This window comes from Asticcacaulis sp. P2_B1 (assembly GCF_056404915.1).
In genome coordinates this window covers 165,646-188,069 of the sequence record NZ_JBFUDD010000010.1, presented here as the reverse complement: position 1 = coordinate 188,069, position 22,424 = coordinate 165,646, and the positions used below count along the sequence as shown (strand labels likewise).

At 61.8% G+C, this 22,424-nt stretch carries 20 protein-coding genes and 3 tRNA genes; 13 read left to right on the top strand and 10 right to left on the bottom strand.

The annotated features are described in order from the left end of the window. Window positions 1–206 precede the first annotated feature (206 nt). Complete coding sequence (locus tag AC1DX3_RS18735; protein ID WP_476990851.1) at window positions 207–2,150, bottom strand: glycoside hydrolase; 1,944 nt, start codon at window positions 2,148–2,150, stop codon at window positions 207–209. A gap of 125 nt (window positions 2,151–2,275) precedes the next feature. Here AC1DX3_RS18735 and AC1DX3_RS18730 point away from each other — a divergent pair, with 125 nt between their 5' ends. From AC1DX3_RS18730 to AC1DX3_RS18720, 3 genes are all read left to right on the top strand, one after another. Next, a complete protein-coding gene (locus AC1DX3_RS18730) occupies window positions 2,276–2,413 on the top strand; it encodes a DUF6940 family protein (protein ID WP_476990850.1) in 138 nt (45 codons plus the stop codon). A gap of 10 nt (window positions 2,414–2,423) precedes the next feature. After that, entirely contained in the window at window positions 2,424–2,942 is a 519-nt protein-coding gene (locus AC1DX3_RS18725; protein ID WP_476990849.1) for a hypothetical protein, read from the top strand. A 114-nt stretch (window positions 2,943–3,056) separates the two neighbouring features. After that, entirely contained in the window at window positions 3,057–3,632 is a 576-nt protein-coding gene (locus tag AC1DX3_RS18720; protein WP_476990848.1) for a hypothetical protein, read from the top strand. A gap of 5 nt (window positions 3,633–3,637) precedes the next feature. Here the strand turns inward: AC1DX3_RS18720 and AC1DX3_RS18715 are convergent, their stop codons facing one another. Beyond that, complete coding sequence (locus AC1DX3_RS18715) at window positions 3,638–4,156, bottom strand: DUF1579 family protein (RefSeq protein ID WP_476990847.1); 519 nt, start codon at window positions 4,154–4,156, stop codon at window positions 3,638–3,640. A gap of 104 nt (window positions 4,157–4,260) precedes the next feature. On the opposite strand from AC1DX3_RS18715, the gene AC1DX3_RS18710 reads away from it, so the two are divergent. Beyond that, window positions 4,261–5,070, top strand: a complete 810-nt coding sequence (locus AC1DX3_RS18710) for a helix-turn-helix domain-containing protein (RefSeq protein ID WP_476990846.1) — start codon at window positions 4,261–4,263, stop codon at window positions 5,068–5,070. Window positions 5,071–5,074: 4 nt separating this feature from the next. Here the strand turns inward: AC1DX3_RS18710 and AC1DX3_RS18705 are convergent, their stop codons facing one another. After that, entirely contained in the window at window positions 5,075–5,500 is a 426-nt protein-coding gene (locus AC1DX3_RS18705) for a DUF1801 domain-containing protein (protein WP_476990845.1), read from the bottom strand. Between the two features lie 260 nt (window positions 5,501–5,760). Between AC1DX3_RS18705 and AC1DX3_RS18700 the strand changes: the two genes are divergently transcribed. After that, window positions 5,761–7,407, top strand: coding sequence for an alpha-L-fucosidase (locus tag AC1DX3_RS18700; protein WP_476990844.1), 1,647 nt, complete (start codon window positions 5,761–5,763; stop codon window positions 7,405–7,407). A 298-nt stretch (window positions 7,408–7,705) separates the two neighbouring features. Continuing rightward, window positions 7,706–8,548, top strand: coding sequence for an alpha/beta hydrolase (locus tag AC1DX3_RS18695; RefSeq protein WP_476990843.1), 843 nt, complete (start codon window positions 7,706–7,708; stop codon window positions 8,546–8,548). A gap of 23 nt (window positions 8,549–8,571) precedes the next feature. Here AC1DX3_RS18695 and AC1DX3_RS18690 read toward each other — a convergent pair whose 3' ends face one another. Continuing rightward, a complete protein-coding gene (locus tag AC1DX3_RS18690) occupies window positions 8,572–9,408 on the bottom strand; it encodes an N-acyl homoserine lactonase family protein (RefSeq protein WP_476990842.1) in 837 nt (278 codons plus the stop codon). A gap of 133 nt (window positions 9,409–9,541) precedes the next feature. Between AC1DX3_RS18690 and AC1DX3_RS18685 the strand changes: the two genes are divergently transcribed. Continuing rightward, on the top strand, window positions 9,542–10,402 hold the full coding sequence (locus AC1DX3_RS18685; protein ID WP_476990841.1) for a helix-turn-helix transcriptional regulator: 861 nt from the start codon (window positions 9,542–9,544) through the stop codon (window positions 10,400–10,402). Between the two features lie 27 nt (window positions 10,403–10,429). On the opposite strand, the gene AC1DX3_RS18680 is transcribed toward AC1DX3_RS18685, so the two are convergent. From AC1DX3_RS18680 to AC1DX3_RS18670, 3 genes are all read right to left on the bottom strand, one after another. Further along, window positions 10,430–12,595, bottom strand: coding sequence for a right-handed parallel beta-helix repeat-containing protein (locus AC1DX3_RS18680; RefSeq protein ID WP_476990840.1), 2,166 nt, complete (start codon window positions 12,593–12,595; stop codon window positions 10,430–10,432). 430 nt (window positions 12,596–13,025) lie between these two features. Next, complete coding sequence (locus AC1DX3_RS18675; RefSeq protein WP_476990839.1) at window positions 13,026–14,069, bottom strand: hypothetical protein; 1,044 nt, start codon at window positions 14,067–14,069, stop codon at window positions 13,026–13,028. A gap of 143 nt (window positions 14,070–14,212) precedes the next feature. Beyond that, entirely contained in the window at window positions 14,213–14,644 is a 432-nt protein-coding gene (locus AC1DX3_RS18670; RefSeq protein ID WP_476990838.1) for a DUF1810 domain-containing protein, read from the bottom strand. Between the two features lie 149 nt (window positions 14,645–14,793). On the opposite strand from AC1DX3_RS18670, the gene AC1DX3_RS18665 reads away from it, so the two are divergent. Then, window positions 14,794–15,120, top strand: coding sequence for a hypothetical protein (locus AC1DX3_RS18665; RefSeq protein WP_476990837.1), 327 nt, complete (start codon window positions 14,794–14,796; stop codon window positions 15,118–15,120). 167 nt (window positions 15,121–15,287) lie between these two features. Here AC1DX3_RS18665 and AC1DX3_RS18660 read toward each other — a convergent pair. From AC1DX3_RS18660 to AC1DX3_RS18650, 3 genes are all read right to left on the bottom strand, one after another. Beyond that, window positions 15,288–15,363 (bottom strand) — tRNA-OTHER (locus AC1DX3_RS18660). 1 nt (window position 15,364) lies between these two features. Continuing rightward, a tRNA-Asn gene (locus AC1DX3_RS18655) sits at window positions 15,365–15,440 on the bottom strand. Between the two features lie 28 nt (window positions 15,441–15,468). Next, window positions 15,469–15,543: transfer RNA gene (locus tag AC1DX3_RS18650), tRNA-Glu, on the bottom strand. 986 nt (window positions 15,544–16,529) lie between these two features. Here AC1DX3_RS18650 and zwf point away from each other — a divergent pair. From zwf to eda, 5 genes are read left to right on the top strand one after another with little or no spacing between them, the layout of a single operon-like run. After that, window positions 16,530–18,041, top strand: coding sequence for a glucose-6-phosphate dehydrogenase (gene zwf / locus AC1DX3_RS18645; protein ID WP_476990836.1), 1,512 nt, complete (start codon window positions 16,530–16,532; stop codon window positions 18,039–18,041). Next, window positions 18,034–18,810, top strand: a complete 777-nt coding sequence (gene pgl / locus AC1DX3_RS18640) for a 6-phosphogluconolactonase (protein ID WP_476990835.1) — start codon at window positions 18,034–18,036, stop codon at window positions 18,808–18,810. The genes zwf and pgl overlap by 8 nt, the downstream gene beginning before the upstream one ends. Window positions 18,811–18,821: 11 nt before the next feature. Continuing rightward, window positions 18,822–20,636: a phosphogluconate dehydratase gene (gene edd, locus AC1DX3_RS18635; protein ID WP_476990834.1), complete on the top strand. Its 1,815-nt coding sequence runs from the start codon at window positions 18,822–18,824 to the stop codon at window positions 20,634–20,636. A gap of 5 nt (window positions 20,637–20,641) precedes the next feature. Next, a complete protein-coding gene (glk, locus tag AC1DX3_RS18630; protein WP_476990833.1) occupies window positions 20,642–21,658 on the top strand; it encodes a glucokinase in 1,017 nt (338 codons plus the stop codon). 43 nt (window positions 21,659–21,701) lie between these two features. After that, window positions 21,702–22,334, top strand: coding sequence for a bifunctional 4-hydroxy-2-oxoglutarate aldolase/2-dehydro-3-deoxy-phosphogluconate aldolase (eda, locus tag AC1DX3_RS18625; RefSeq protein ID WP_476990832.1), 633 nt, complete (start codon window positions 21,702–21,704; stop codon window positions 22,332–22,334). The last annotated feature ends 90 nt before the right edge of the window (window positions 22,335–22,424 follow it).

The following is a 22,424-nucleotide window of genomic DNA, read 5'->3' as shown; positions in this document are numbered from 1 at the left end:
CTATCAATCAATCCACCTTGTCTGAATTTGAGCAGCACAAGGCCAAGCTGAAGCCGATGGCCCAGGATGATAACCAGACTTCCGGCCATTAGAGCGCAATCCGATAAAGTGGACACCACCGCTCGGGCGGCCCCGTTTTCGATTAAATTGCGCGTAAAAACAAAAAGTTAGAGCGGCGTTTTGATTCCATCAAAACGCATCACGATCTAGTTATAGGGCGGCGGATCGGCGGGCGGGCACAGGTCGGCTGGTGCCTGGCCCAGGTGGTTGACGCGTACGCAGTCCGGTTGCAGGCCTTGCCACACGCCGGCGCCGAAATTGGCGATCACGACGTGGCCGTCTGCGAAGCTGGCCTGCTGGACCAGATGATCGTCCGTCAGCCAAGTGAAGCCAGTGAGGGCGACCGGCGTGCCCGTGCCGTGAACAACGCGGAAATCGTCCTGCGCCGCCTTAAGCCACGGCCCGACGCGCACCAGTTCACGGCGGTCGAGGGCCCACATGGTCGGCGTGCCGTAGAGCAGGGCGCGGGCGAAGCGCCGGCGTTCCTCGCCGGCCACCTTCATCAGGCCGAACTCCCAGCGGTCGGCGGCGACGACGGAATCGTGAAAGACGGCTTCGAAGAGCGGCAGGCGGTCGACGGGTCCGAACAGGATACGGCTTTCGTCGCTTGTCAGGGTAATCGGTTTGAAAAACAAAGGCGGCCGGTCATTCGGCCAATAACCGCCGAAGCGGGCTTGATCGGCCTGAAGCGGCCACACCGCCGCGACATGGGCCTGGGCCGTGCCGTGGGAATAGTGGGTCACACCGCTGCTCCAGGCCGTCACGTTTTCCGAACCGAGCACGAGGTGGTATTGCGTGATGCCGAGGCCCAGCCGGTCCAGGCGGTGGGCGCGGTCGACCGCCATGGTCATCGGATGATCGGGGCTGTAGTCGGCATAGAACTCGCCGAAAGCGTCGACATCGACGAAGACCGTGGTGGCGTGGTCGGCGATGTGGCCGGCATAGCGCGACGCCGGGCTGGGGGCGCCCGGATGGCGGGCGACGGCCTCGCTCGACAATTCGCAGCCGCGGTTGGCGAAGCCGGTCAGCACCTTGCCGTCGGCGCCGACAATGCAGCCGGCGGGATAGAGGGCGTCGTCCCAGATGCCCGCTGGCATGTCCGATGTCGCCGCCGGCTGGGCGTTGTCGAAGGCGTCGTAGGGACCGGCGAGATAGCCCAGGGCGTCGGCGCGCGTCATGTAGTCCGGTCCGACCAGATGCTTGTGCGTTCGCGGGTCCTGGTCGTAGCTCAGCAGGATGCGGTCGATTCCCAGGGTTTTCAGGTCGGCGAGAAAGGCCAGGTCGCGGCCGTCGCCCCAGACATAGGCCTGGGGGGCGCCGAACAGGCGGTCCAGCTTCGGTACCTGTTTGGCGGCCAAGGTTTTGAACTGGCCGCGGTCCTTCAACACCTGGCGATAGAACAGGGCGGGGGCGAGGGGCTCGGCGGGACGGATGGCGAACAGCAGGTCGAGCGTCCCGGCGCCGTTGCTGAAGTCATGGGTCAGGCGTGCCTGGATGCCGGTCTGGTCCCGCAGGCACAGTTCGGAAAGCAATCCGTCGCCGAGGGCATAGGTGACGGCCTGGCCATCGCCGAGATAGCTCCAGGCGGGGAAAGACAGCAGAGTGGTGCCACCTAGGCAATGTTCGCGACGGTAGGCGGCGCGCCAAAACGGGTCGTCGGCCTTATAAGCCATGCCTTCGCCATCGGGCACCAGCCAGGTGCCGGTGGTCGCGGCGGGCAAGGGCCAGTCGAGCTTCGCCGTTGCGGGCGCGGAGATGACCAGGTGCAGGGCCTGGCCTTCGGTTCCAAGCGTGAGAGTGCGGCCCGCGCTGTCGCTCCACCGCCAGGTATCGCCGTCCTGAACGGGATTTGCCGCCTCGGCTGCGTGGAGCGGCGGCATGACGGCGATCGCTTGGCCGCCGTCCGGCGCGGCGTCGATCCGCAAGGTGTCGGGGTCGATCGTAAAAGTGGCGGCGCCGGCGCGCACGACGATCGGTGCGGCAGCGTCCCGGGCCATGGCCAGGCGTGGCACGGGCAGCAGCGTCATGCCCATGAGCCAAGCGGTCAAGGCGATCCGTTTCGCCTGAGAAAAGCCGATACGATGCATCATTCCACCCCTCTTATGCCGAAGTATAGTCATCTAGCCATGGTCTTGCACTGCACGCAAGGCATAAAATGAACAGCGTTCAAATTTTTTGAGAAACTGCTGAAACGTTGGGGAACGGCGACTTTTCAGTGCACGATGCCCGAAGACCAGATGACGGAGGTTTGGCGACCGGTGGTGGATCAACAGTTCGGGGCGTGGCGTGGTTGCATATCCGCCTTGATTCCGCCCCCAAATACTATGCACATGCTCCGTATCGTTTGTTGTGAAAGGCGCCATATGGATAGGGCGACGGGTGAACACAGGCTTGGAATTGATATCGGCGGCGTGATCATCCAGCGCATCGACGGCGGCAGCGACACCTCATTTCATAAGGATTTTCTGAGCACGCCCGAGGTTGCCGACGCCATCGAGGCCATAAGGGACATTGTCGGGTCGCGGTTCGGTGACAGGGTATGGCTTATCTCCAAGTGTGGACCCGAGGTGGAAGGCCTGACCCGGCATTGGCTGGACGCTCGGCGCTTCTTCCAACGATCCGGCGTTCCGCAAGACAATACCCGTTTTTGCCGGGAGCGAGCGCAAAAAGCCGCTATCTGCGAAGGATTGGGCATTACGCATTTTATCGACGACCGGCTGGAAGTACTGAGTTATCTCAAGAGCGTTGAAAGCCGTTATCTTTTCCAGCCCCGCCCCGATGAGGTTGGCCGGTTTGCCCAGCATCTTCATGGCGTGCGCGTTGTCCATAACTGGAGTGAAATACGCGCCGATTTGGCGCCGAGGCAACTTCGAGATTCCTGATCCCGATCTAAGCTATTGTTTTGACAATTTATATCGTACCACGTCTATTCACCCAGCGTGGCGCATTTGGCTTCTTGCGGGCGTGCCATTCACCCATCCAAGGGGGGATAGTCGATGAGGAAAATTCTATATAGTTTTGTTGTGGTGGCTGCCCTGGTGGCTGCGCCGGTTTTCGCCCAGGAAACATCCGCCCTTCAGGCCCCGGATTCGACCAGTGCGTCGTCTGCCGCGTCACCCCCGGCCCCCTTTGCCGGAACGCTTTATGATTTTTTCCCTGGAATCTCTGCCGCGCCCGGCGAGCTGGTCGCCGGCATGTTCCCGGCGCCGCCGGCGGGCAAGGCACAGATTGTCTTCTACCGCTCCGGCGGCATGGGCACCGCTATTAATTGTACCGTGCATGAACACAAGGGTGCGACCCAGCAGGATCTGTCAAAACTTACCGGCAATCGCTATTTCATTCACGTCACCGAGCCTGGGCGCCATACCTACTGGGTATCGAACGGCACGKAAGATGACCAGGCCATGACCGTGACCGCGGACAAGACCTATCTCGTGCGTTGTCAGATCAGTGCGGGGGGCGCTTGGATGGGGCAGCCTGCCATCAATCAATCCACCTTGTCTGAATTTGAGCAGCACAAGGCCAAGCTGAAGCCGATGGCCCAGGATGATAACCAGGCTTCTGGTCACTAGGCCCGTCAGTTGCCGCGGGTATAGTCGAGCCGGACGGTCAGAGCTTCCTTGCCCGCATGGGTTTCGTAATATTCGTAGCGGAAATGATCGGTGTCCTGGATCGTCATGACTTCGCGCACCGGGACCGGGCCGCCGGTTGAAGAGGACATGCTGCCTTTCAGGACATAAGTCTTGGCGGCGGAGTCGAAATCGCCATAGGCGACGACGATGCCCGGGAAGTTAACGTCCATCCAGGTGCTGAAATATTGCCCGGACGCGTTATCAAAGCCGATATAGCCGAGGCCTTCGAAATGGGTGCCATCGTCGATGCGCAGGGATTGCTGTAATTGGTGATTGAGCACCGGGGCAAAGTCCGCATGGCCGCTGTCGACCTTGGGCGTGGTGGCGTCGCCCAGCCACAGGGATTGCTGCACGGTCCAGGCGCCGGCGAGATGGGCCAGGGCCTGGTGTTGCGGGTCGAGCGTCTCCTCCGCGCAGGCAGGGGCTGCCAGGGCGAGGGCCAACAGGCCGATGATGAGTTTCATGTCTTGGATCTCCAATCTTGTGAAACAGGTTGCATGCGGTGCTGTCAGGTTCAACTACCTCGGAGGTCGTTACATCGCGTTGACGGTCATGCTATGGAACGAGGATGGATGATCATAAAGCCGCCTATCCGCCGATCGGAATCCTGCTGCGAGAGTGGCGGGCGGCGCGGCGCATGAGCCAGTTCGATCTGGCGCTGGATTGCGGCATGTCGGCCCGGCATCTCGGTTTTGTCGAAATGGGTAAGGCGCAGGCGTCGCGTGAAGCCGTCGGACGGTTCGCCGATGCACTGGGGGTGTCCTTGCGCGAACGTAATGCCTTGCTGCTGGCTGGCGGGTATGCGCCGCAATATGGCGAGGCGGAGCTCAATGCCCCCGGTCTGGACCGGATGCGTGAGGCGGTCGGGCTGATCCTGAAACATCAGAATCCCTTTCCCGCCTTCCTGCTCAACCGCCATTTCGACGTGCTGGACGCCAACGAATCCGCGGCCCGGCTGGGCGCCTTCATCATGGGCGGACGGGAGCCCCGGCACGGCAACCTGCTGCATCAGGTCTTCGATCCGGAGGATATGCGCCCGGCCATCGCAAACTGGGACGACGTCGCGGCGTGGTTTTTGCGGCGTTTGCAGGATGAGATGACCGCGGCGCCCGGTAACCTGGTCGCCCGCAACCTCTTTGATGAGCTCATGGACTATCCCGGCGTGCCGCAGGCGTGGCGTCACCCGATCATTGGCGGCGAGGCCATGCCCGTCCTGACGATCGATTTTCGCAGCCCGGCGGGGACACTGCGGTTTTTCGAGACGATCACCACCTTTGCGGCGCCGCTCAGCGTGACCCTGGACGATCTGCGTATCGACTGCACCTTTCCGGCGGACGACCTGACCGACGCGGTGTGCCGGAAACTGGCAGCCGGCTAACGGGTCAGATCTTCGGCGCCAAAAAGCCCGGTAGGGCGGCGGCCTGGCRGATCCAGTCGGCCATCTGCGCCTCATCCAGGACGTCGCTTTCGCGGATATCGAGCCAGCGCGCGCCCTGGCTGCGCGGCGTGCCGCCGGGCGGCGGCGGCGTCAGCACCAAGCCGTTAAAAAAGGTCACCTTCACATAGGCGGTGAAGACGCGAAAAGTCACGAACCAGCCCAGGTCCGGCGTACCGTAAAAGGGCGAGTTCCATTTCACCGCCTTGCAGACATGGGGCGCTTGGGCGGTGATCAGGGCATCGAGGCGGTGGCCCAGGTCGCGTTTCCAGCCCGGCATGGCGGCGATATAGGCCTGCACCGGCGCATCGCCGTCATCCTTGGCGATTTGCGGATTGCCGCCGGCAAGCAGGGCGGGGGCAGGTTTTTTCATGCTTTCGCCTTCCGCTTTTTCAGCTGAACCTTGGGTGTCATACTCTCTTGAACAGGGAGCGGCCATGATAACCGATCCGGACGGCTGTGTCTTGCGCGGTTGAAGGACATCGCGTCGCTAAGGACGTCATGTATGGACGAAATGGGGCCATGCCCCGGTAATGAGCTTGCTTTCCTATGTCGTGGATGGTTTTATTAGCGCGACCTGAGAGCGCTAATGCCAGCACCTGATTGTCGGGCATAGATAAAATAGGAACCGAAATGCTGTCGAAACGCGACGTTTTCAAAGCCCTGGCCGCGGTCGGCGCGGCTCCCGTCCTGGACGGCGCCGCCCGGGCGGACACCTTGGCCAGCTCTTTCAGCGACACCGCGCCGGGGCCCTTCAAGCCCGATTGGGACTCGTTAAAAAGCCAGTATCAGGCACCAGCCTGGTTTCGTGACGCCAAGTTCGGCATCTGGGCCCACTGGAGCGCCCAGTGCGTGCCTGAGCACGGCGACTGGTACGCCCGCGGAATGTACACGCAAGGCGATGGCCACTACGAACACCACCTGAAAACCTACGGCCATCCGGCCGACACCGGCTTCATGGAGATCGACAATCTGTGGAAGGCGGAAAACTGGAATCCCGATGACCTGCTCGACCTCTATCAAAAGGCCGGGGCTAAATATTTCGTCTCCCTGGCCAACCACCACGACAATTTCGACAACTATGCTTCGAAGTTCCACGACTGGAATTCAACCCGGGTCGGTCCCAAACGTGACATCATCGGTACCTGGGCCAAGGCCGCCAGGGCGCGCGGCCTGAAGTTCGGTGTCTCCAATCACTCGGCCCACGCCTGGCACTGGTTTCAGACCGCCTATGGATATGACCCAGAAGGCCCCCGTGCGGGCGAACGTTACGACGCCTTCAAACTGACGAAATACGACGGAGTGGGCAAATGGTGGGAAGGCCTCGATCCGCAGGAGCTCTACGCCGGCGCCGTCATGCCGATGCCCGACGGCATAACGACTGTCAAGGACGCCGATGCCTGGCACGAAGCCCACGACCGCGTCTGGGACGAAGCCCCGCCGCTGGCCAATCCGGCCTTCGTCAGGTCGTGGTACCTGCGCTGCAAGGATCTGATCGACACCTACCAGCCCGACCTGGTCTATTTCGACAATTTCGACCTGCCGCTTGGGCAAGCCGGCCTCGACATCACCGCCCACTATTACAACGCCTCTATTCAATGGCATGGAAAACTCGAGGCCGTGGTCAACACCAAGAACCTCCCGGATGACCGCCGGGCCGCCGTCGTCGAGGATGTCGAACGTGGCTTCCGCTCGGACATTGTGCCCCATGCCTGGCAAACCGATACCTGCATCGGCGACTGGCATTACAATCGTCAGCGCTATCTCGACAAATCCTATATGAGCGCGGAAGCCGTCATCCACCGCCTGTGCGATGTCGTCTCCAAGAACGGCAACCTCCTGCTCAGCATCCCGGTACGCGGCGACGGTACGATCGATTCCGAAGAGCGCAAGATCGTCGAGCAAATCGGTTCATGGACCAACCGGTTCGGTGAAGCCATCTATGGCACCCGCCCGTGGAAAGTGGCTGGGGAAGGTCCGACCCAGGTCGCCTCCGGCCAGTTCGGCGAAGGCGCGATGAAGCCCTTTACGGCGCAAGATATCCGCTTCACCGCCAAGGATAGCGCCCTTTATGCCCTGACGCTCGGGCGCCCATCGTCGGGCATGGTCAGTATCGCGTCACTATCCAGGGCGCAGGTTCGCCGCGTCGAGGTTGTCGGCTCGACAGCGCCGCTTAAGTTTCATCAGGATGCAACGGGGCTGCACGTGGTCATCCCCGAGACGGCCAGTCACGATTTCGGCATTGCATTGAAGATCACCGGCCGCGGATTGCAAACCTAACAAAGCCAATCGCCCCTGTATGACGTTTCGGAGCGGTCGATTGCGGGCAGGCTGCTCCAATAGTCCGACATTTTCTTTCCGCCTATGAAAATTTATGGTAGCGCTATCGTAACAGCGAAAAACAAATAGCTGAGAGCTCCGACATTGTCGGAACAGGGAAAGGGAGACCCCAATGATAGTGAAACATGATATGAGGCATGCCGTTCGGCAGCTGCGGTTGTTGGCTGCGGGCATGGCTGTCGGCGCAATGGCTTTGACGTGTGCTCTTGCACAGCCTGCAATGGCGCAAAACGACAAGATGACGCCGATCGCGACGCCGGCCCAGCCGGACGCCATCGTCTTGGCGACCGGCCCGCTGCCGGGCGCGGTGACGCCTGAGTCGTGGCACAGCCAATACGGCAGTGTGTTCGCCCGCAACGTCACGGTCGCCACGCTTACGCCGTTTCTGCCGGACCCCGCCAAGGCGACAGGCGCCGCGGTCATTGTCGCGCCGGGTGGCGGCTTTCGTACCTTGTCGATGGAGAACGAGGGGTGGGACGTCGCCCGCGCGCTTGCCGATAAGGGCGTAGCGGCATTCGTGCTGAAATACCGGCTGGTCCAGACGCCGGCGGATATGGACGGGTTCGACGCCTCGATGAAGGCCATGTTCTCCGGCGCCGCGAAGCCGCCCGCAGCAAAGCAGGATCCGTCCGTTACGCTGGCGCCGCAGATTGCCGACGCGCGCGCCGCCTTTGCCCTGGTCAGGGCGCATGCGACGGAATGGAAGGTCGATCCCGACCGCATCGGCATGGTTGGTTTCTCGGCCGGCGCCATGTTGACGATCTCGACGACGCTCTATGGCCAGGACGCCAAGCCGGCCTTTATCGGTGAGGTCTATGGCTCCCTGGCGCCGGTCGAGGTCCCCGCCGACGCGCCGCCGCTGTTCTTTGCCATCGCTGCCGACGACCCTTTGTTCGGTAACGGCAGTTTTGGCCTTATCGACAGCTGGCGGGCAGCCAAGCGGCCGGTGGAGTTTCACTTTTACGAACAGGGCGGACACGGCTTCGGCATGTATCAAAAGCCAACCACCAGCACGGGATGGTTCGACGACTTCACGCGCTGGCTGGCTATGCACGGCTATCTCAAACCGAAAAACGGTTGACGGTTGACCGGCGACTCGCTGCCTTAACGGGCGCTTTTCGGGAAGGCCGGCAGGCGGGCAATGTCGTCGGGATCGTGCTGAACGACCAATACGGCATGCAGGTTGGCGGCGATCTCCTGCAGGCGGGCCATGGAGGCCAGGCTGTCGGCGCGGTTGGCGTTGAAGCCTGGCACGCCATGATGGGCGAATTGCGCCTCGAAATGCACCACATCGCCGGACAACAGAACCGCGCCGGTTTGCGGCAGGCGGACCAGCAACGCCATCTCGCCGGGCGTATGACCGGGCATGGACAGCATGGTCACGCTGCCGTCGCCATAAACGTCATGGTCGGCGACATAGGTTTCGACCTTCGAACTCCCGTCCAGCCACGGTTTGACCGTCGTGCCGTCGACACCGAAGGGCGCGGGCGTATCGCGGAAGGCGGCAAAGTCGGCGGCCCCGATCATCAGAACGGCCTTCGGGAAGCTGGCGGCCTGGCCCGTATGGTCGAAGTGATTGTGGCTGATGCCAAGCCGGCCGATCTGCTCCGGTTTGACGCCGATCCGGCTCAGCTGACTGACCAGGTCGACCGTCAGGGTCGGAGCCAGCAAGGCTGCCGGGTCCTGTTTGGCGCCAAGAAGGCCGACGGGCAGGCCTGAATCCCACAGCATATAGTCGCTGCCGTGGCGGATCAGATAGCAGCTGTCCGTCAAGGTACGCTTGGTGCCGACGTAATCGTAGGCGTCGGAAAAGGCGCTCAGGTCGCTCACCGCGATCTGGCCGCAATCGAGGCGCCACAGCTCGACATAGGCAGGTGCGGCCGACGCGTGGCTGGCAAATGTGGCCGTAAGGGCCAGGAGGGTCGTAAACAAGGCTTTCATGGCAGGCTCCGTTGTGAAGACCCGCTGTTTAATCGCCGGCCGCCTTGCCCCCGGGCCCGTTTGACGCCGATATGAGCCTGAAACGCTCACTGAGTGCTTTTTTGCCGGGCGGCTGCGGTGTAGGATCGCGACCATGAACATGCACCTGATCCGCCCGCCCGCCTCATCGGTTCCGCCGCTGGTCCAGCGACTTCGGGCCCTGTGGTCGGAGCCGCGCGCCGGTGTGCGCAGCCATGCGCGCAACCTGTTCTGCTATTGCGCCCTGGATCGCGAGCGGATCGCCGCCATTCGAATGCCGCACGCCGCGATCGTCATCGTCCTGCACGGCGTCAAGGAGGTCTGGCTGGGCGACAGGGTTCAGGTCTTTCCGGCAGGTTCGGTGTTCGTCCTGCCCCGCGACGTGCCGCTGGACGTGGTCAATATCCCCAGCGATGACGGGCTGGGCGTCTATGAATCGATGATCATGGAGGTGCCGGCCCTGCCGGTCGGTGTAGCGCCCCTGTCGGCAGCCGAAAAGGCCGCCGGCACCGCGATGGATTTCTCGATCCCAGTGGATTCTCACCTGGCCGAAGCCCTGGTTCACGCCGCCACCGCCATTGCCGACGGCGCCCAGGGCGACACGGTCAAGGCGCTGCGCATGGCCGAAGTCCTGACCTTGATCCGGCCCTTCGCGGCGGCGCGGACCTTGTTTGCCACCAATCTGACCGATCAGGTGGCGTGGCTGATCGGCAGCGCGCCGGCGCGGGACTGGTATGTCGCCGAAGTGGCTGATCAGCTTCGGATCGGGGCCTCGACATTGCGGCGCCGTCTGGCGGCGGACGGCACGTCGTTTCGCGAGATATTGGCCGACGAACGCTTGCGGTCAGCCCGCCAGGCCATAGAAGCCGGCGGCCTCAGCGTGGCGGCGGCGGAAGCAGCGGGCTATGCGTCGCGGTCGCATTTTTCGCGGCGCTACCGGGAGCATTTCGGTACGACCCCGACCGGGCGGATTTAAGCATAGGGCACTGGAACGTTCTTCCGCTTAGTTTCCCGGCAAATGCAGGGTCGGGCATTTTTTCTCCGGATAGTCGTTCGGCACGCCATGCCCGATACAGACTTCGCCCTCGGGCTTGGGCTTCGGCTTCGGCATGACGACCGGCGGGGGCGCGGCGGTCGTCGTCAGGGTCGACCCGGCGCCGGCAATGACCTTTTGCGCCTCCGCCGGCCAGGCCTTGTCGGCAATGAGATTGTCGTCCACGATGCTGTTGCCGCTGTCAGCAATCCAGCGCCCGCCGACCTGGTTCGAGTCGTGCCAGTTGTCCGACGCGCTGTTGTCGGTCGTGATGCCGCGCTTATATTGCGCGCCCACCGTATTGGCGTTCAGCCACCGGCCCCGCGTTTCGACGACATTGCGGGTCACCCGGACATGCTTGGAGCCTTCATCGAGATAGATGCCGATGGCGCCGTTGATATCGAAGATATGATTGTCGCGGATGACCGCGCCGGGATTGGCGGAAAGGTTGTAAATCGCACCGCCGTCCTTGTACCAGGTCTTGACGCCATGGACGCGGTTGCCCGCCACGACGGTATTTTTCAGGGTCGTCGGTGTCGTATAGGCGGTGTTGGCCTTATAGCCCGCCTGATGGTCGCGATAATTAGGATTGCCGCCGCTGTCGTTATAACCCCAGCCCCAGCCGATATCGATGGCGTCATAGGGCGCTTCGGAGACGTCGTTGCGCAGGATCTGGGCGCCGTCGACATAGGTGGTGAGAATGGCCGCATTCTCCTTGTAATCCTGGCTGACGTTCGAGACCATATTGTTGTCGAGGACGATCCTGGCATTGATCTGGCGCGGGTCGTGCGGATGGTGAGCGTCTTCGCGGATGCCGCCGGCCATGATGGCGCCGCCGGACAGGGCGGTGAAGCGATTGCCCTTGATGGAGATGTCTTGCGCACCCAGACCCGTTCCGCTCAGATTGGCGTTGTCGTCATTGCCGATGCCCAGCGCGATCTGGCCCAGTTGCGAAAACGCATTGCCTTCGAACCGGATATTCCGCGCCGCAGAAATTTGCACGGCCGCCGGCATCTGGCTCCATTTTTGCCGCATGGTTTCGAATTCCGGGCACCCCCAGCCACAGGTCTTGAAGGCGTCGGCCGGGCGCACTGGTGAGAGGTCCTTCAAATAGGCGCCGCTTTGCTGGCTGGCATAGCCGGTTGGCGAGGACGGGCCTGTCCAGGACGTGTAGGAAAAGCGCAAGCCTTCGAACGCCAGGTTTTGCACCGGATTATCCAGCGTTCCGGAAATGCTGAGCAGTGCCTCGAGCCGGGGCAAAGTGACGGTCAGGGCCGCCATGTCGGCATCTTCGGGAATGCGGACATAGAGCTTGCCGGCTTCCGGGTCGATATACCACTGATAGGGATTGGAGTGCCATTGATTGGTGACGCCGAAAAGCTCCGGCGCATTGACCAGGAACAGCCGCGAATCCTGCGGGAAGATGGGTTGCGTCAGGGTGTCGTACCCCCAGGTGTTATTATCCCAGGCCGGTTGCTGCATGACGACGGTCTTGCCTTCGATGCTTTTCACTGGCGAATAGCGGTCGGTGAAAAAGCCGGTCATTTCGACCTCGAGGCGGGACGGATTCTTGATCCCGGCAATATAGTCGAGGTCGGGGATTTTCAGCGTAAAGCCGTTGGCGCCGAACTCTATGTCGCGGGCTTCGATTTCGACCTTCGGGCGCTCGGCCAGGACGCCGTCGATCCACAATTGCCGTGAGTCCAATCCCTTGGGTACATCGGCGACATAGACGTTCTTGTCGGCGTCCACCAGGCTAAAGCCGTCGACCTCCATGCCGCCGGATATCATCGGCCTGGCTTTCGGCGCCGCCCGCCAGATCACGGTATGGCTGCCTTGTCCGCCATCGGCGGCGGTGAAAACGAGCGGCTGGTTGAGACCATAGGCGCCGTCGCTGATGAAGACCGTGACGTTCTTGCCGGCATTCAGCGTGCGTACGGCGGCCTGGGCGCGCATCAGGGTCCTGAAAGGACGTGCGCGTGACCCGGGTCCCGCGTCGTCGCCCCGGGGCGACACATAGATCGCCGCGGCCGCCACTTTTTTCGCCGCTGCCTTGGCAGACGAGGCCGTCGGCGGCAAGGCCGTGGCGGCGATCAACAGACACAAAGGTGCGAGGTTTGTAAGTGATCGCAGCATATCAACAGCCCTGCTAATTATATGATGTATTATGTTTAAAGCGTAGGCCAGCGGCATTAGGCTGTCAATGGCCGATATCCGCGAAAGCGCGGGCTTCGTTTCTCCGTCATTTGACAGGCCGAGGCGGAGGATTACATTGACGGGCGGACATGATGGGAGGACGTCCATGCCGCAAAATCTGACCTGGTCACCCGCTGAAAAGACGATCGCGCGCCGAGCCTATGATGAGGCGCTTGAAACGACGCTCGACAAGCGCGAAGACATTCGCCGCATGCTTTCCTAAAGCTCTAAGGGTTTAGGATTACGACTTTGAAGTGGACCGGTTCTGGGGTGTCATTTCAGCAAAACTATGCCGGCCGTACGGGCGGCGCGGATGTCGAATGTCATGGTTCGGGAACAGCCGGCCGATTGCGCCGCGCGCTCGATCAACCTAGCGCGCCACCAACATCGGTACGGCTCCGCCGATGGACATGCGGCTGTTGACCGAGGTGAGGACGAGGATCATGTCGGGCCGGGCAAAGCTGACGTGAAAAGGGCCGATCGTCTTGAAATCGGGCATGGTCTCTAACGTGGCGGCACCAGAACTGTTGATGGTGTAGAGACCATCCTGGCCGATGGCCATCAATGTGTCGCCGGCCGGCATCAGGGCGTAAAACGGCAGGGTCTGATAGGCCTCGTCCTCCGGCAGGCTCGTATTGGCGAAGCGTTCGCCGAACTGTTTGACATAGAGCGGCTCAATCTTGTCGCCGCAGACCGTAACGATGCGGCCCTGGCCGTATTCATGGATCAGGCCGATGGCGGCCGCAATACAATCCGGGCGCCAGGGCAGGACGGCCAGGCCATTGACCGGATCGCAGTTGGTGTTGAGCAAGCCCTCGCAAGAGTCGGGGATCATATCCTCGATCTGGGTGATCTCACCGGTGGCGCGATCGATCCGTTGCAGGCCGCCACCCCATTCGCCGCGATTAATGCCGAGATAGATGGCGTCCGTTGTGGCCAGGGTTGCCGGCAGGCCCCAGCGAAGCTCGCCCTTGAGCGCCAGTTCGCTGGTCTGTCCGGCGGATTCGGTGATGAGGCGAGTGTCCGTCAAAAGCATGGCCGATTTGCCCTCGCAGAAAAGGGTGGCGCTTTCATCTTTCTTGGTGGCGATGGGTACGGGCGCGGCCCAACCCTCGGCCGTGTGACGGCGCAGAACGACGGATTCGGCCGTGGCGCCGGCCGTCAGGGCGACGAGGCCGCCCTCCACTCTGCAGATATCCCGAACCTTGGCGCCGGCGTCTTCGCGGCGGGCGTCGTGGTCGGCTTCCGTCAGGCTGAAGAGCTGGCCGGCGGAGACCAGGTAAAGGCGATTTTCGGCGTAGACGGCGGCCCTGAGAAAATCTGTCTGGCCCGGACGTTCGGGTTCAACGGCCCGGGCGGCGGCCGGCACCAGGATAAAGGCCAGGCACAAGAGCAGTCGTAAAACGGATGTCATGGCCGATCCCCCAAAAGTCGTAGGCCCTACCTTGCCTGACCTGGTCGCATTTGCAAGCTGTGGGGAAGACATAGCCAATCCTTTACAGCGCGGTGGGGCTGCGCCATGATTGCCGAGGCGTGAGGCCTCGACTTCACACGTGTTTATTCCCGTAACAATTCCAGCGTACGGGTATCGGGAAGGCCGCCGCACCAGCGTCGCAGGGCTTCGGTGAAGACGGTGTCGCCGGGCGCCGCGACCTGGGCGAACAGGGTCATGCAGGATTGAAACTTGACGGCATCGATATGGCCCAGCACGGCCGGCAGGGAACCGGCTTGGGATGCTGTCACGATCTCCGTGGCCTCGCGCAGGCGTGGCCCCAGAACAGGATGGGTGAGATAGGCGCGGGCTTCGTCCGCCRTGCCGATGGCGTAAAACTGCGACATCGGCGAAGATCCCAGGCCGGCCACTTGGGGGAAGACGAACCACATCCAGTGGCTGCGCTTGCGGCCGGCACGCAGCTCGTCCATGGCGATGTCATGGACCGGCGCCTGGGCGGTGACGAAGCGTTCGAGATCGAAAGGTGGAGTTGTCATCGGCGCAGGATACGCCGCTGTGAACGATTTGTCGCCTTTGTCGGCGGACCACGGAATCGTGTTATGCACGCCGAACCGCAAGAGCGGAATTTGAAAATGGCCGAAGATCCCTTAGGGCCGAAGCCGCACAAACTACCGAGGCGCCGGCGATGCGAAACACAGAATTTGAAACCCTGCTCTCCCAGGCCATTACGGAAAATCGCCGAGTCATTCTCCGCTATAACAACGGCCTGAACGAGAGAACGTTCGAACCATCCGCCCTGTTCTATGCCACCAAGGACCGGTCTCAGGTCATTGTCGGCGGCACTCAGGTCCGCGATTCCGCTAAACCCACAGGGCCTTCGGTGCCTCAGGTTTTTGAGGTCGCAAAGATCAGCCGCCTGACCTTGACGAGCAAGACGTTCAAGCCGGACCCCAGGTTCAACAAATTCGACAAAATCTACGCGAACGGACTCATTTGTTGCGCGACGGCTTAAAGCCGCCATCCACAAACGATCGGCGCAACAAAGTCAAGAACGTGCCCCCTCGGTCGCGGACTGCGCCCAAGACTGGCGAATGCTGTTACCTTCGTTGGCGCTTTACCCCTTTCAACGAAATAGGAGGCGGTGGAGTCTACGTCTCCGGATCTTACAATCTAAAATATTGGCTGCGGGTATGGGGATCGAACCCACTATCTTCACATTCAAAGTGTGCTATCTGACCAATCAAACGGCCCCGCAATGGCTCCAACGGCTGGCTTCGAACCAGCGACCTTTCCGTTAACAGCGGATCGCTCTACCAACTGAGCTACGTTGAAACCGGAAGCGTGCTTAATTGCGGAATATTGGAACAGCCGAGGGTATTCGAAACCCCGTTCCCCGGTTGAAGGCCGGGTGTCCTGACCACTAGACGACGGCTGCGTAAAAGCCGTCACCGATCCACAATTAAGCGGTCGGATTTCGGCCCTGTCGGCGGGCCTCTCGTTCGGACGTGGTCAAAAACTTGGTCATGTTTGTTGCATAACGCAACAAACAGCACGCGTCAAGGCGTCTCGTGACAAAAAGAAGTGCGGCGAACGGCCGGATTAAGACCCATATTACGCCGGATAAGGACAAGGGCATGGCCGATAAATGGGTGGAAATGGATGAAAATGGATGAGGCAAGCTGGCTAAGGCGTGATCAGGTCGCGCCTTTCGCTGGTGCGGCGACAAAACTATGTCCATTCGACGGCCTCCAAACCACGATTTAAGGCCAGATAAGCCCTTTGTAACCGCTCCATACCACCTCCGGGACGGCAAAACGCGTCCGAAACCGCGCAATTTATCGTGGTTTTCACCTTCCAATTCGGCCATTTCGCGCCCCTGCGGCTTGCCAAGCCGCGAGCGCTGGCCGTCGTGAATGCGCCAGCCATCTCAGCATGAATTATATTTTGTCGTAACTATTATCTTATTTCGTAATTTAACCCTTGACATGGCAAGGCGACTTTGTCACGCTGACCGGTTTCCTGAAGCTTGATGTGAGGTGTCACCCTGTCCAAAATACCCGGCCGCGTTCCCAACCGAAGAGATATGCAGCGACACCCCGTTTCGTCCTGACATAGTTGACGATGACGCGAACCATAGGCGAACCCGGCATGCATAGCCTTATGCAGAACCCCCGCCCAGCCTTGCTGACATATTTCATGATGGCGGGAAATGTCGGATCGCCACCGCCGATCCAGCGGGGCTTTACAGCCATATGCCGGCGCAAACGCGACAAACGGTTCTTGTGTTCCCGGACGGTTTTTCCTATAGCGAAGCGCCGTGCCATTTTCATAGTTGACCCTGCGAAGTAGGACGTATATGACAGCGCTGTCAAGGCGCCGGTCACAAGGCGTTCCGCTAAGGTCGAGGAACACAGGATACTCATGTCGACACAACCGTCTGCGTCTGGTTCAGCCCCCGGTGGCCGCCAACAGGTTTTTGTTCTGGTCGGAGGGACCGGGGATCTGGCGATCCGCATGTTGTGGCCATCCCTGGCCATGCTGGATCAGGACGGTTTCTTAAGCAGCAATCTGCGCATGATTTCGGTCGCTCGTGAAAAGGTGGCCCACGACGCCTTTGTGACGCGCGTTTCGGACGCTGTGCAAAAGCGTGTCGGCGGCGATCTCGAGCCCGAAACCATGGGTCGTTTCACCGAGCGCCTCAGCCATATTTCACTGGATGTCGCCGACGCCGAATGGGGCGACAAGCTGAAGGCCGAACTGCTGCGTGTCGGCGGCGGCGATCTGGGTGCCCTGGAAGTCACCTATTTTCTGTCGGTTTCGCCCAGCCTTTTCAAGCCGATCTGCGAGCACCTGCGCAAGGCGGGCTTAAGCCACGCCCCCAACCGCGTCATTATCGAAAAGCCGATCGGCCGCGACCTGGCCTCGTCCAGGGTCATTAATGACTCGGTCGCCCACGCCTTCGACGAAAGCCGCACCTTCCGCATCGACCACTATCTCGGCAAGGAGACGGTGCAGAACCTGATCGCCCTGCGTTTCGGCAATACGGTGTTCGAGCCGCTATGGAACGCCCAGAGTATCGATCACGTCCAGATCACCATCGCCGAAACCGTCGGCGTCGCCGATCGCCTGGGCTATTACGACGAGTACGGCGCATTGCGCGACATGTTGCAAAACCACCTGTTGCAGCTGTTGTGCCTGACCGCCATGGAGCCGCCGTCGGGCCTGTCGTCCGACGCGCTGCGCGACGAAAAGGTCAAGGTGCTGCGCAGCTTGAAGCCGATCGATGCGTCGAACGTCCACGCGACGACGGCGCGCGGCCAGTACGGCCCGGGCTTTGCCGAAGGCCAGCCGGCCGCCGGTTATGAGGCGGAAAAAGGCTCGCCGTCGAACACTGAGACCTATGTCGCCGTCAAGGCCGAGATCGCCAACTGGCGCTGGGCCGGCACGCCGTTTTACCTGCGCACCGGCAAGTGTCTGCCGTCGCGCGCCACCGAAATCTCCATCCAGTTCAAGGCCTTGCCGCACTCGATCTTCGGCGGAGAGGCGCGCGCCAATCAGTTGGTCATCCGCCTGCAACCCGACGAAGACATCAAGCTGACCCTGATGAACAAGGCGCCGGGCCTGACCGCCGACGGCATGCATTTGCAGCCGCTCGACCTTAGCCTGTCCCTGACGGCAGCCTTTGATGGCAACGGAAACAAGCCGGCGCGCCGCCGCATCGCCTATGAGCGGCTGATCCTCGATGCGCTGAACGGCAACAATGCCCAGTTCGTGCGTCGCGACGAGGTCGAGGCGGCGTGGACCTGGGTCGACGGCATTATCGAAGCCTGGCAAAAGGCCTATCCGAAGCCGCAGATCTATCAGGCCGGCACCTTCGGGCCGATGAGCGCCTATACCATGCTCGACCGCGACGGGCGCACCTGGAATGACTGAGTCCGGCGGCGAGCTTCTGACCTTTCCCGCCGCCCAGGGCGAGGTCCGCGTCCATTGTTTTGCGTCGAAGGATGAGGCCGGCGCCTATGTCGCCGGTGTGATCGCCGGCGCCTTGCAAGGCGCCGTCTCGGAACGCGGCAAGGCCCTCTGGATCGGTTGCGGCGGCACCACGCCCAAGCCGATCTATGAGCGCCTGGTCGCGCTCGATCTCGAATGGGGCAAGATCGTCCTGACCCAGGTCGACGAACGCTTCGTGCCGACCGACGACGCGGCGTCCAATACGCGCATGATGCATGAGGCTTTGGAGCCAGTGCTCGACGACGCCATGGGCGACAAGGGCATGTTGTTCGTTAGTCTGGTCCAGGATATCTCCGATGCCGCCACCTGCGCCGCCAAGGCCGAGGCAAAGCTGCTCGAGCTGGGCGGAGGCGCTGCGCCGGACTTCGATATCGCCTTGATGGGCATGGGGCCGGACGCACATTATGCCTCGATCTTCCCAGGCCATGCGATCAACGGCTTCGTCTATGGCACCGACGCCCTGGTCGTGCCGGTCGACGCGGCTACCGACGGCGCTGAGCCGGTTTTGCCGCGGATTACCCTGAGTGTGCCGGCCATCAATCGCAGCCGCCGCATCGTCTTTTTCATCACGGGCCAAGCCAAGCTGGATGTGCTAAAATCCGCGGCGCTGTCCACCGACCCGTACACCTCCCCGATCGGCGCCTTTCTGGCGCAATGCCCTGTACCCGTTGACTTCGTATGGGCGGCGTAAGGAAGATACCTATGACCCAACTGCATCCCGTCCTCGCCGAAGTCACCAACCGCATTATCGAAAGGTCGAAAGCCGCGCGTGAAAAGTTCATGGCGCGCGCCGACCGCTACAAGTCGACCGAACCGCGGCGCAAGAAGCTGTCCTGCGCCAACTATGCCCACGTGGTGGCGGCGTCGACCAGCGACGAAAAGCTGCAGGCCGCGTTGGACAGCGTGCCCAATATCGGCATCGTCACCGCCTATAACGACATGTTGTCGGCGCATCAGCCCTATCACGACTATCCCGAAAAGATCCGCCTGGCCGCGCGCAAGGTCGGCGCCACATCCCAGGTCGCCGGCGGCGTGCCCGCCATGTGCGACGGCGTGACCCAGGGGCGCCCAGGCATGGAACTCAGCCTGTTTTCGCGCGACGTCATCGCCATGGGTACGGCGGTCGCCTTGAGCCACGACGCCTTCGACGCCGGCTTGATGCTGGGTATCTGCGACAAAATCGTGCCGGGCCTGGTCATCGGCGCCTTGTCGTTCGCCCATTTGCCGATCATCTTCGTGCCGTCGGGCCCGATGGGTTCAGGCTTGCCCAATCCCGAAAAGGCCAAGGTGCGCACGCAATACGCCCTGGGCCAGGTCGGGCGCGACGCCTTGCTCGCCGCCGAAATGGCGTCCTATCACGCCGCGGGGACCTGTACCTTCTACGGCACGGCCAATTCCAACCAGATGCTGATGGAAATGATGGGCCTGCACGTGCCGGGCGCCGCCTTCGTCCATCCGTCGACGCCCCTGCGCGAGGCTCTGACCGCCGCCGCCGTTGAGCGCGCCGCCAAGACCGCCGAGAACAGCAAGAACCCGAGCCGCCTGGCCGATGTTCTCGATGCCAAGGCCTTTATCAATGGCGTCGTCGGTTTGATGGCGACGGGCGGATCGACCAACCACGCCCTGCATTTGCCGGCCATGGCGCGCGCCGCTGGTGTCATCCTGACCTGGGAAGACATGGACAATATCTCGCGTGTCGTGCCTTTGCTGGCGCGCGTCTATCCCAACGGCTCGGCCGATGTGAACCATTTCCACGCTGCCGGCGGGATCGGTTTCGTCATCCGCGAACTGCTGGCCGCCGGCCTGCTGCACGAAGACGTCGAAACCGTTTGGGGTCATGGTCTCAGCCTCTATGCCAAGGAGCCGGTGCTGGACGACGGCGTGCTCATCTGGCGCGATGTTCCGGCCAAAAGTCTCGATGAAAACGTGCTGCGGCCGTACGCCAATCCGTTCTCGCCCGAGGGCGGCCTGCGCGAAATCAAGGGCAATCTCGGCAAGGCCGTGGCCAAGGTGTCGGCAGTGAAGCCCGAGCACCAGATCGTCGAGGCGCCGTGCGTGGTATTCGACGACCAGGACGATTTCCTTGCCGCCTTTAAAGCCAAGTCACTCCCGCAGGGTGATTTTGTTTGCGTTGTCCGCTTCCAGGGGCCAAAAGCCAATGGTATGCCGGAATTGCATAGCCTGACGCCGTCCTTGTCGAGCATACTCGACGCCGGTCATAAGGTGGCCCTGGTCAGCGACGGACGCATGTCCGGTGCTTCGGGCAAGGTCGGCGCGGTCATCCACCTGACACCGGAAGCGGTCGATGGCGGTCCGATCGCCAAACTGCGTGACGGCGACGTCGTGCGGGTGGACTGCGAAAAAGGGACGATTGACTATCTCGGGGATGCCACCGAGTTCGCACAAAGACCGAATGCCGTACAGCCCGAAGAGGCGGACGGCATGGGTCGGGAACTTTTTGCGCACATGCGTAGGGCCGTTGGACCGGCCGACGCAGGCGGCGCCGTATTCTGGTAGGCATAATGACAGCGCATTTCGAAACGACTTCACTCAAGACGACCGGTGGACGGACTCTTTACGGCCTGGTTGGCGATATCGGCGGCACCAATGCCCGCTTCGCCATCGCCGAACGTACCGACGGCAAGACGACGCTCCGCGATTTCAAGACGCTGGAATGCTCGGACTATAAGGACGTCTATGATGCCCTGACCGCCTATTTCGCCATGACCGGCGGCAAGCCGGCGCTCGACTATACCTGCATCGCCGTCGCCGGTCCGGTGAAGAACGGCCGCATCAAGTTCACCAATCTCGCCTGGGAAGTGGCCGAGGACGAACTGGTCAAGTCGACCGGCGCGCGCCGCGCCCGCTTGATCAACGACTATGCCGCCCTGGCCTATTGCCTGCCGCACCTGGCGGCCGAGGACACCAAGCCGATCGGCGGCCTGGCCTCGGGCTTCGGCGATGTCCACGCCGTTATGGGCGCCGGCACCGGATTCGGCGCCTCGGTCCTGGTCGGCGGCCCCTATGGTCCCTATTGCCTGTCGACCGAAAGCGGTCATGCCAGCTTCGCGCCGGTCAATGATTACGAGGTCGAGATTCACCGTTTCCTGCGCAAGAAGCACGGTCGCGTGACCATCGAAATGCTGCTGTCGGGCCCGGGCCTGGTCAATCTCTATCAGGCCATTTCGTCGATCCGCGGCGAGGCGCCCCAAGACCTGACGCCGGCCCAGATCACCCATCTCGAAGGCGACGACGCCCAAGGCTGCCGTTACACGGTCGAGGCCTTCCTCGACATCATGGCCAGCGTGTGCGGCGACCTGGCTCTGTGCCATGGCGCGACATCGGGCATGTTCATCGCCGGCGGCATCGCGCCGCGTTTGATCAAGCATATCGACGAACTGCGCTTCCGTGCGCGCATGGAGGCCAAGGCGCCTCTGTCCCATATGGTTGCCGCTATTCCGTCGCGCATCATCATGCATCCATATGCGGCCCTGTTGGGCTCAGCAAATGCTTTAACTGACGCTGAGATCGTGGCTTAAGCCCAATCATTCGCAGATTACACAGAACTAACAGGTAACACCCATGTCCACCCATCCCGACGTGCCGAAATTCATGACCATGGGCCCCGTCCTGCCGGTCATGGTCATCCCTTCCCTGGACCAGGCCCTGCCTTTGGCGGATGCCTTGATGGCTGGCGGCATCAGCGTCCTGGAAATCACCCTGCGTACCGATTGCGCGCTTGACGCCATCAAGCTGATCGCCAAGGAGCGCCCGGATGCCATCGTCGGCGCCGGCACGGTTCTGACGCCCAAGGACGCCGAAAAGGCCGCCAAGGCCGGCGCCAAGTTCCTGGTTTCGCCTGGCCTGACAAAGACTCTGGCGCACCAGGACGCCCTGCCGCTGCTGCCGGGCGTCGCCACCTCGTCGGAAGTCATGAAGGCCCTGGAATGGGGCTTCACCCATTTGAAGTTCTTCCCGGCCGTCCCCGCCGGTGGCGTGCCGTATCTCAAGGGCATCGGCGGCCCGCTGCCCCAGGTCAAGTTCTGCCCGACCGGCGGTATCGACGCCAAGAATGCGGCGGAGTTTTTGGCACTGGACAATGTCTTGTGCGTCGGCGGTTCGTGGGTAGCGCCGGCCAAGGCCATGCAGGACGGAAACTGGGCTGAAATCACGCGACTCGCGGCTGAAGCGGTGGCGACTTTCGGCAAAAAATAAGAGTTTGAAAACGTTCGCTTCTTAGCCATTGACAAAGCTGTCATTGGCGACGCAAGCTGACCATACCAATTTCAGGCTCAGGGACACGCG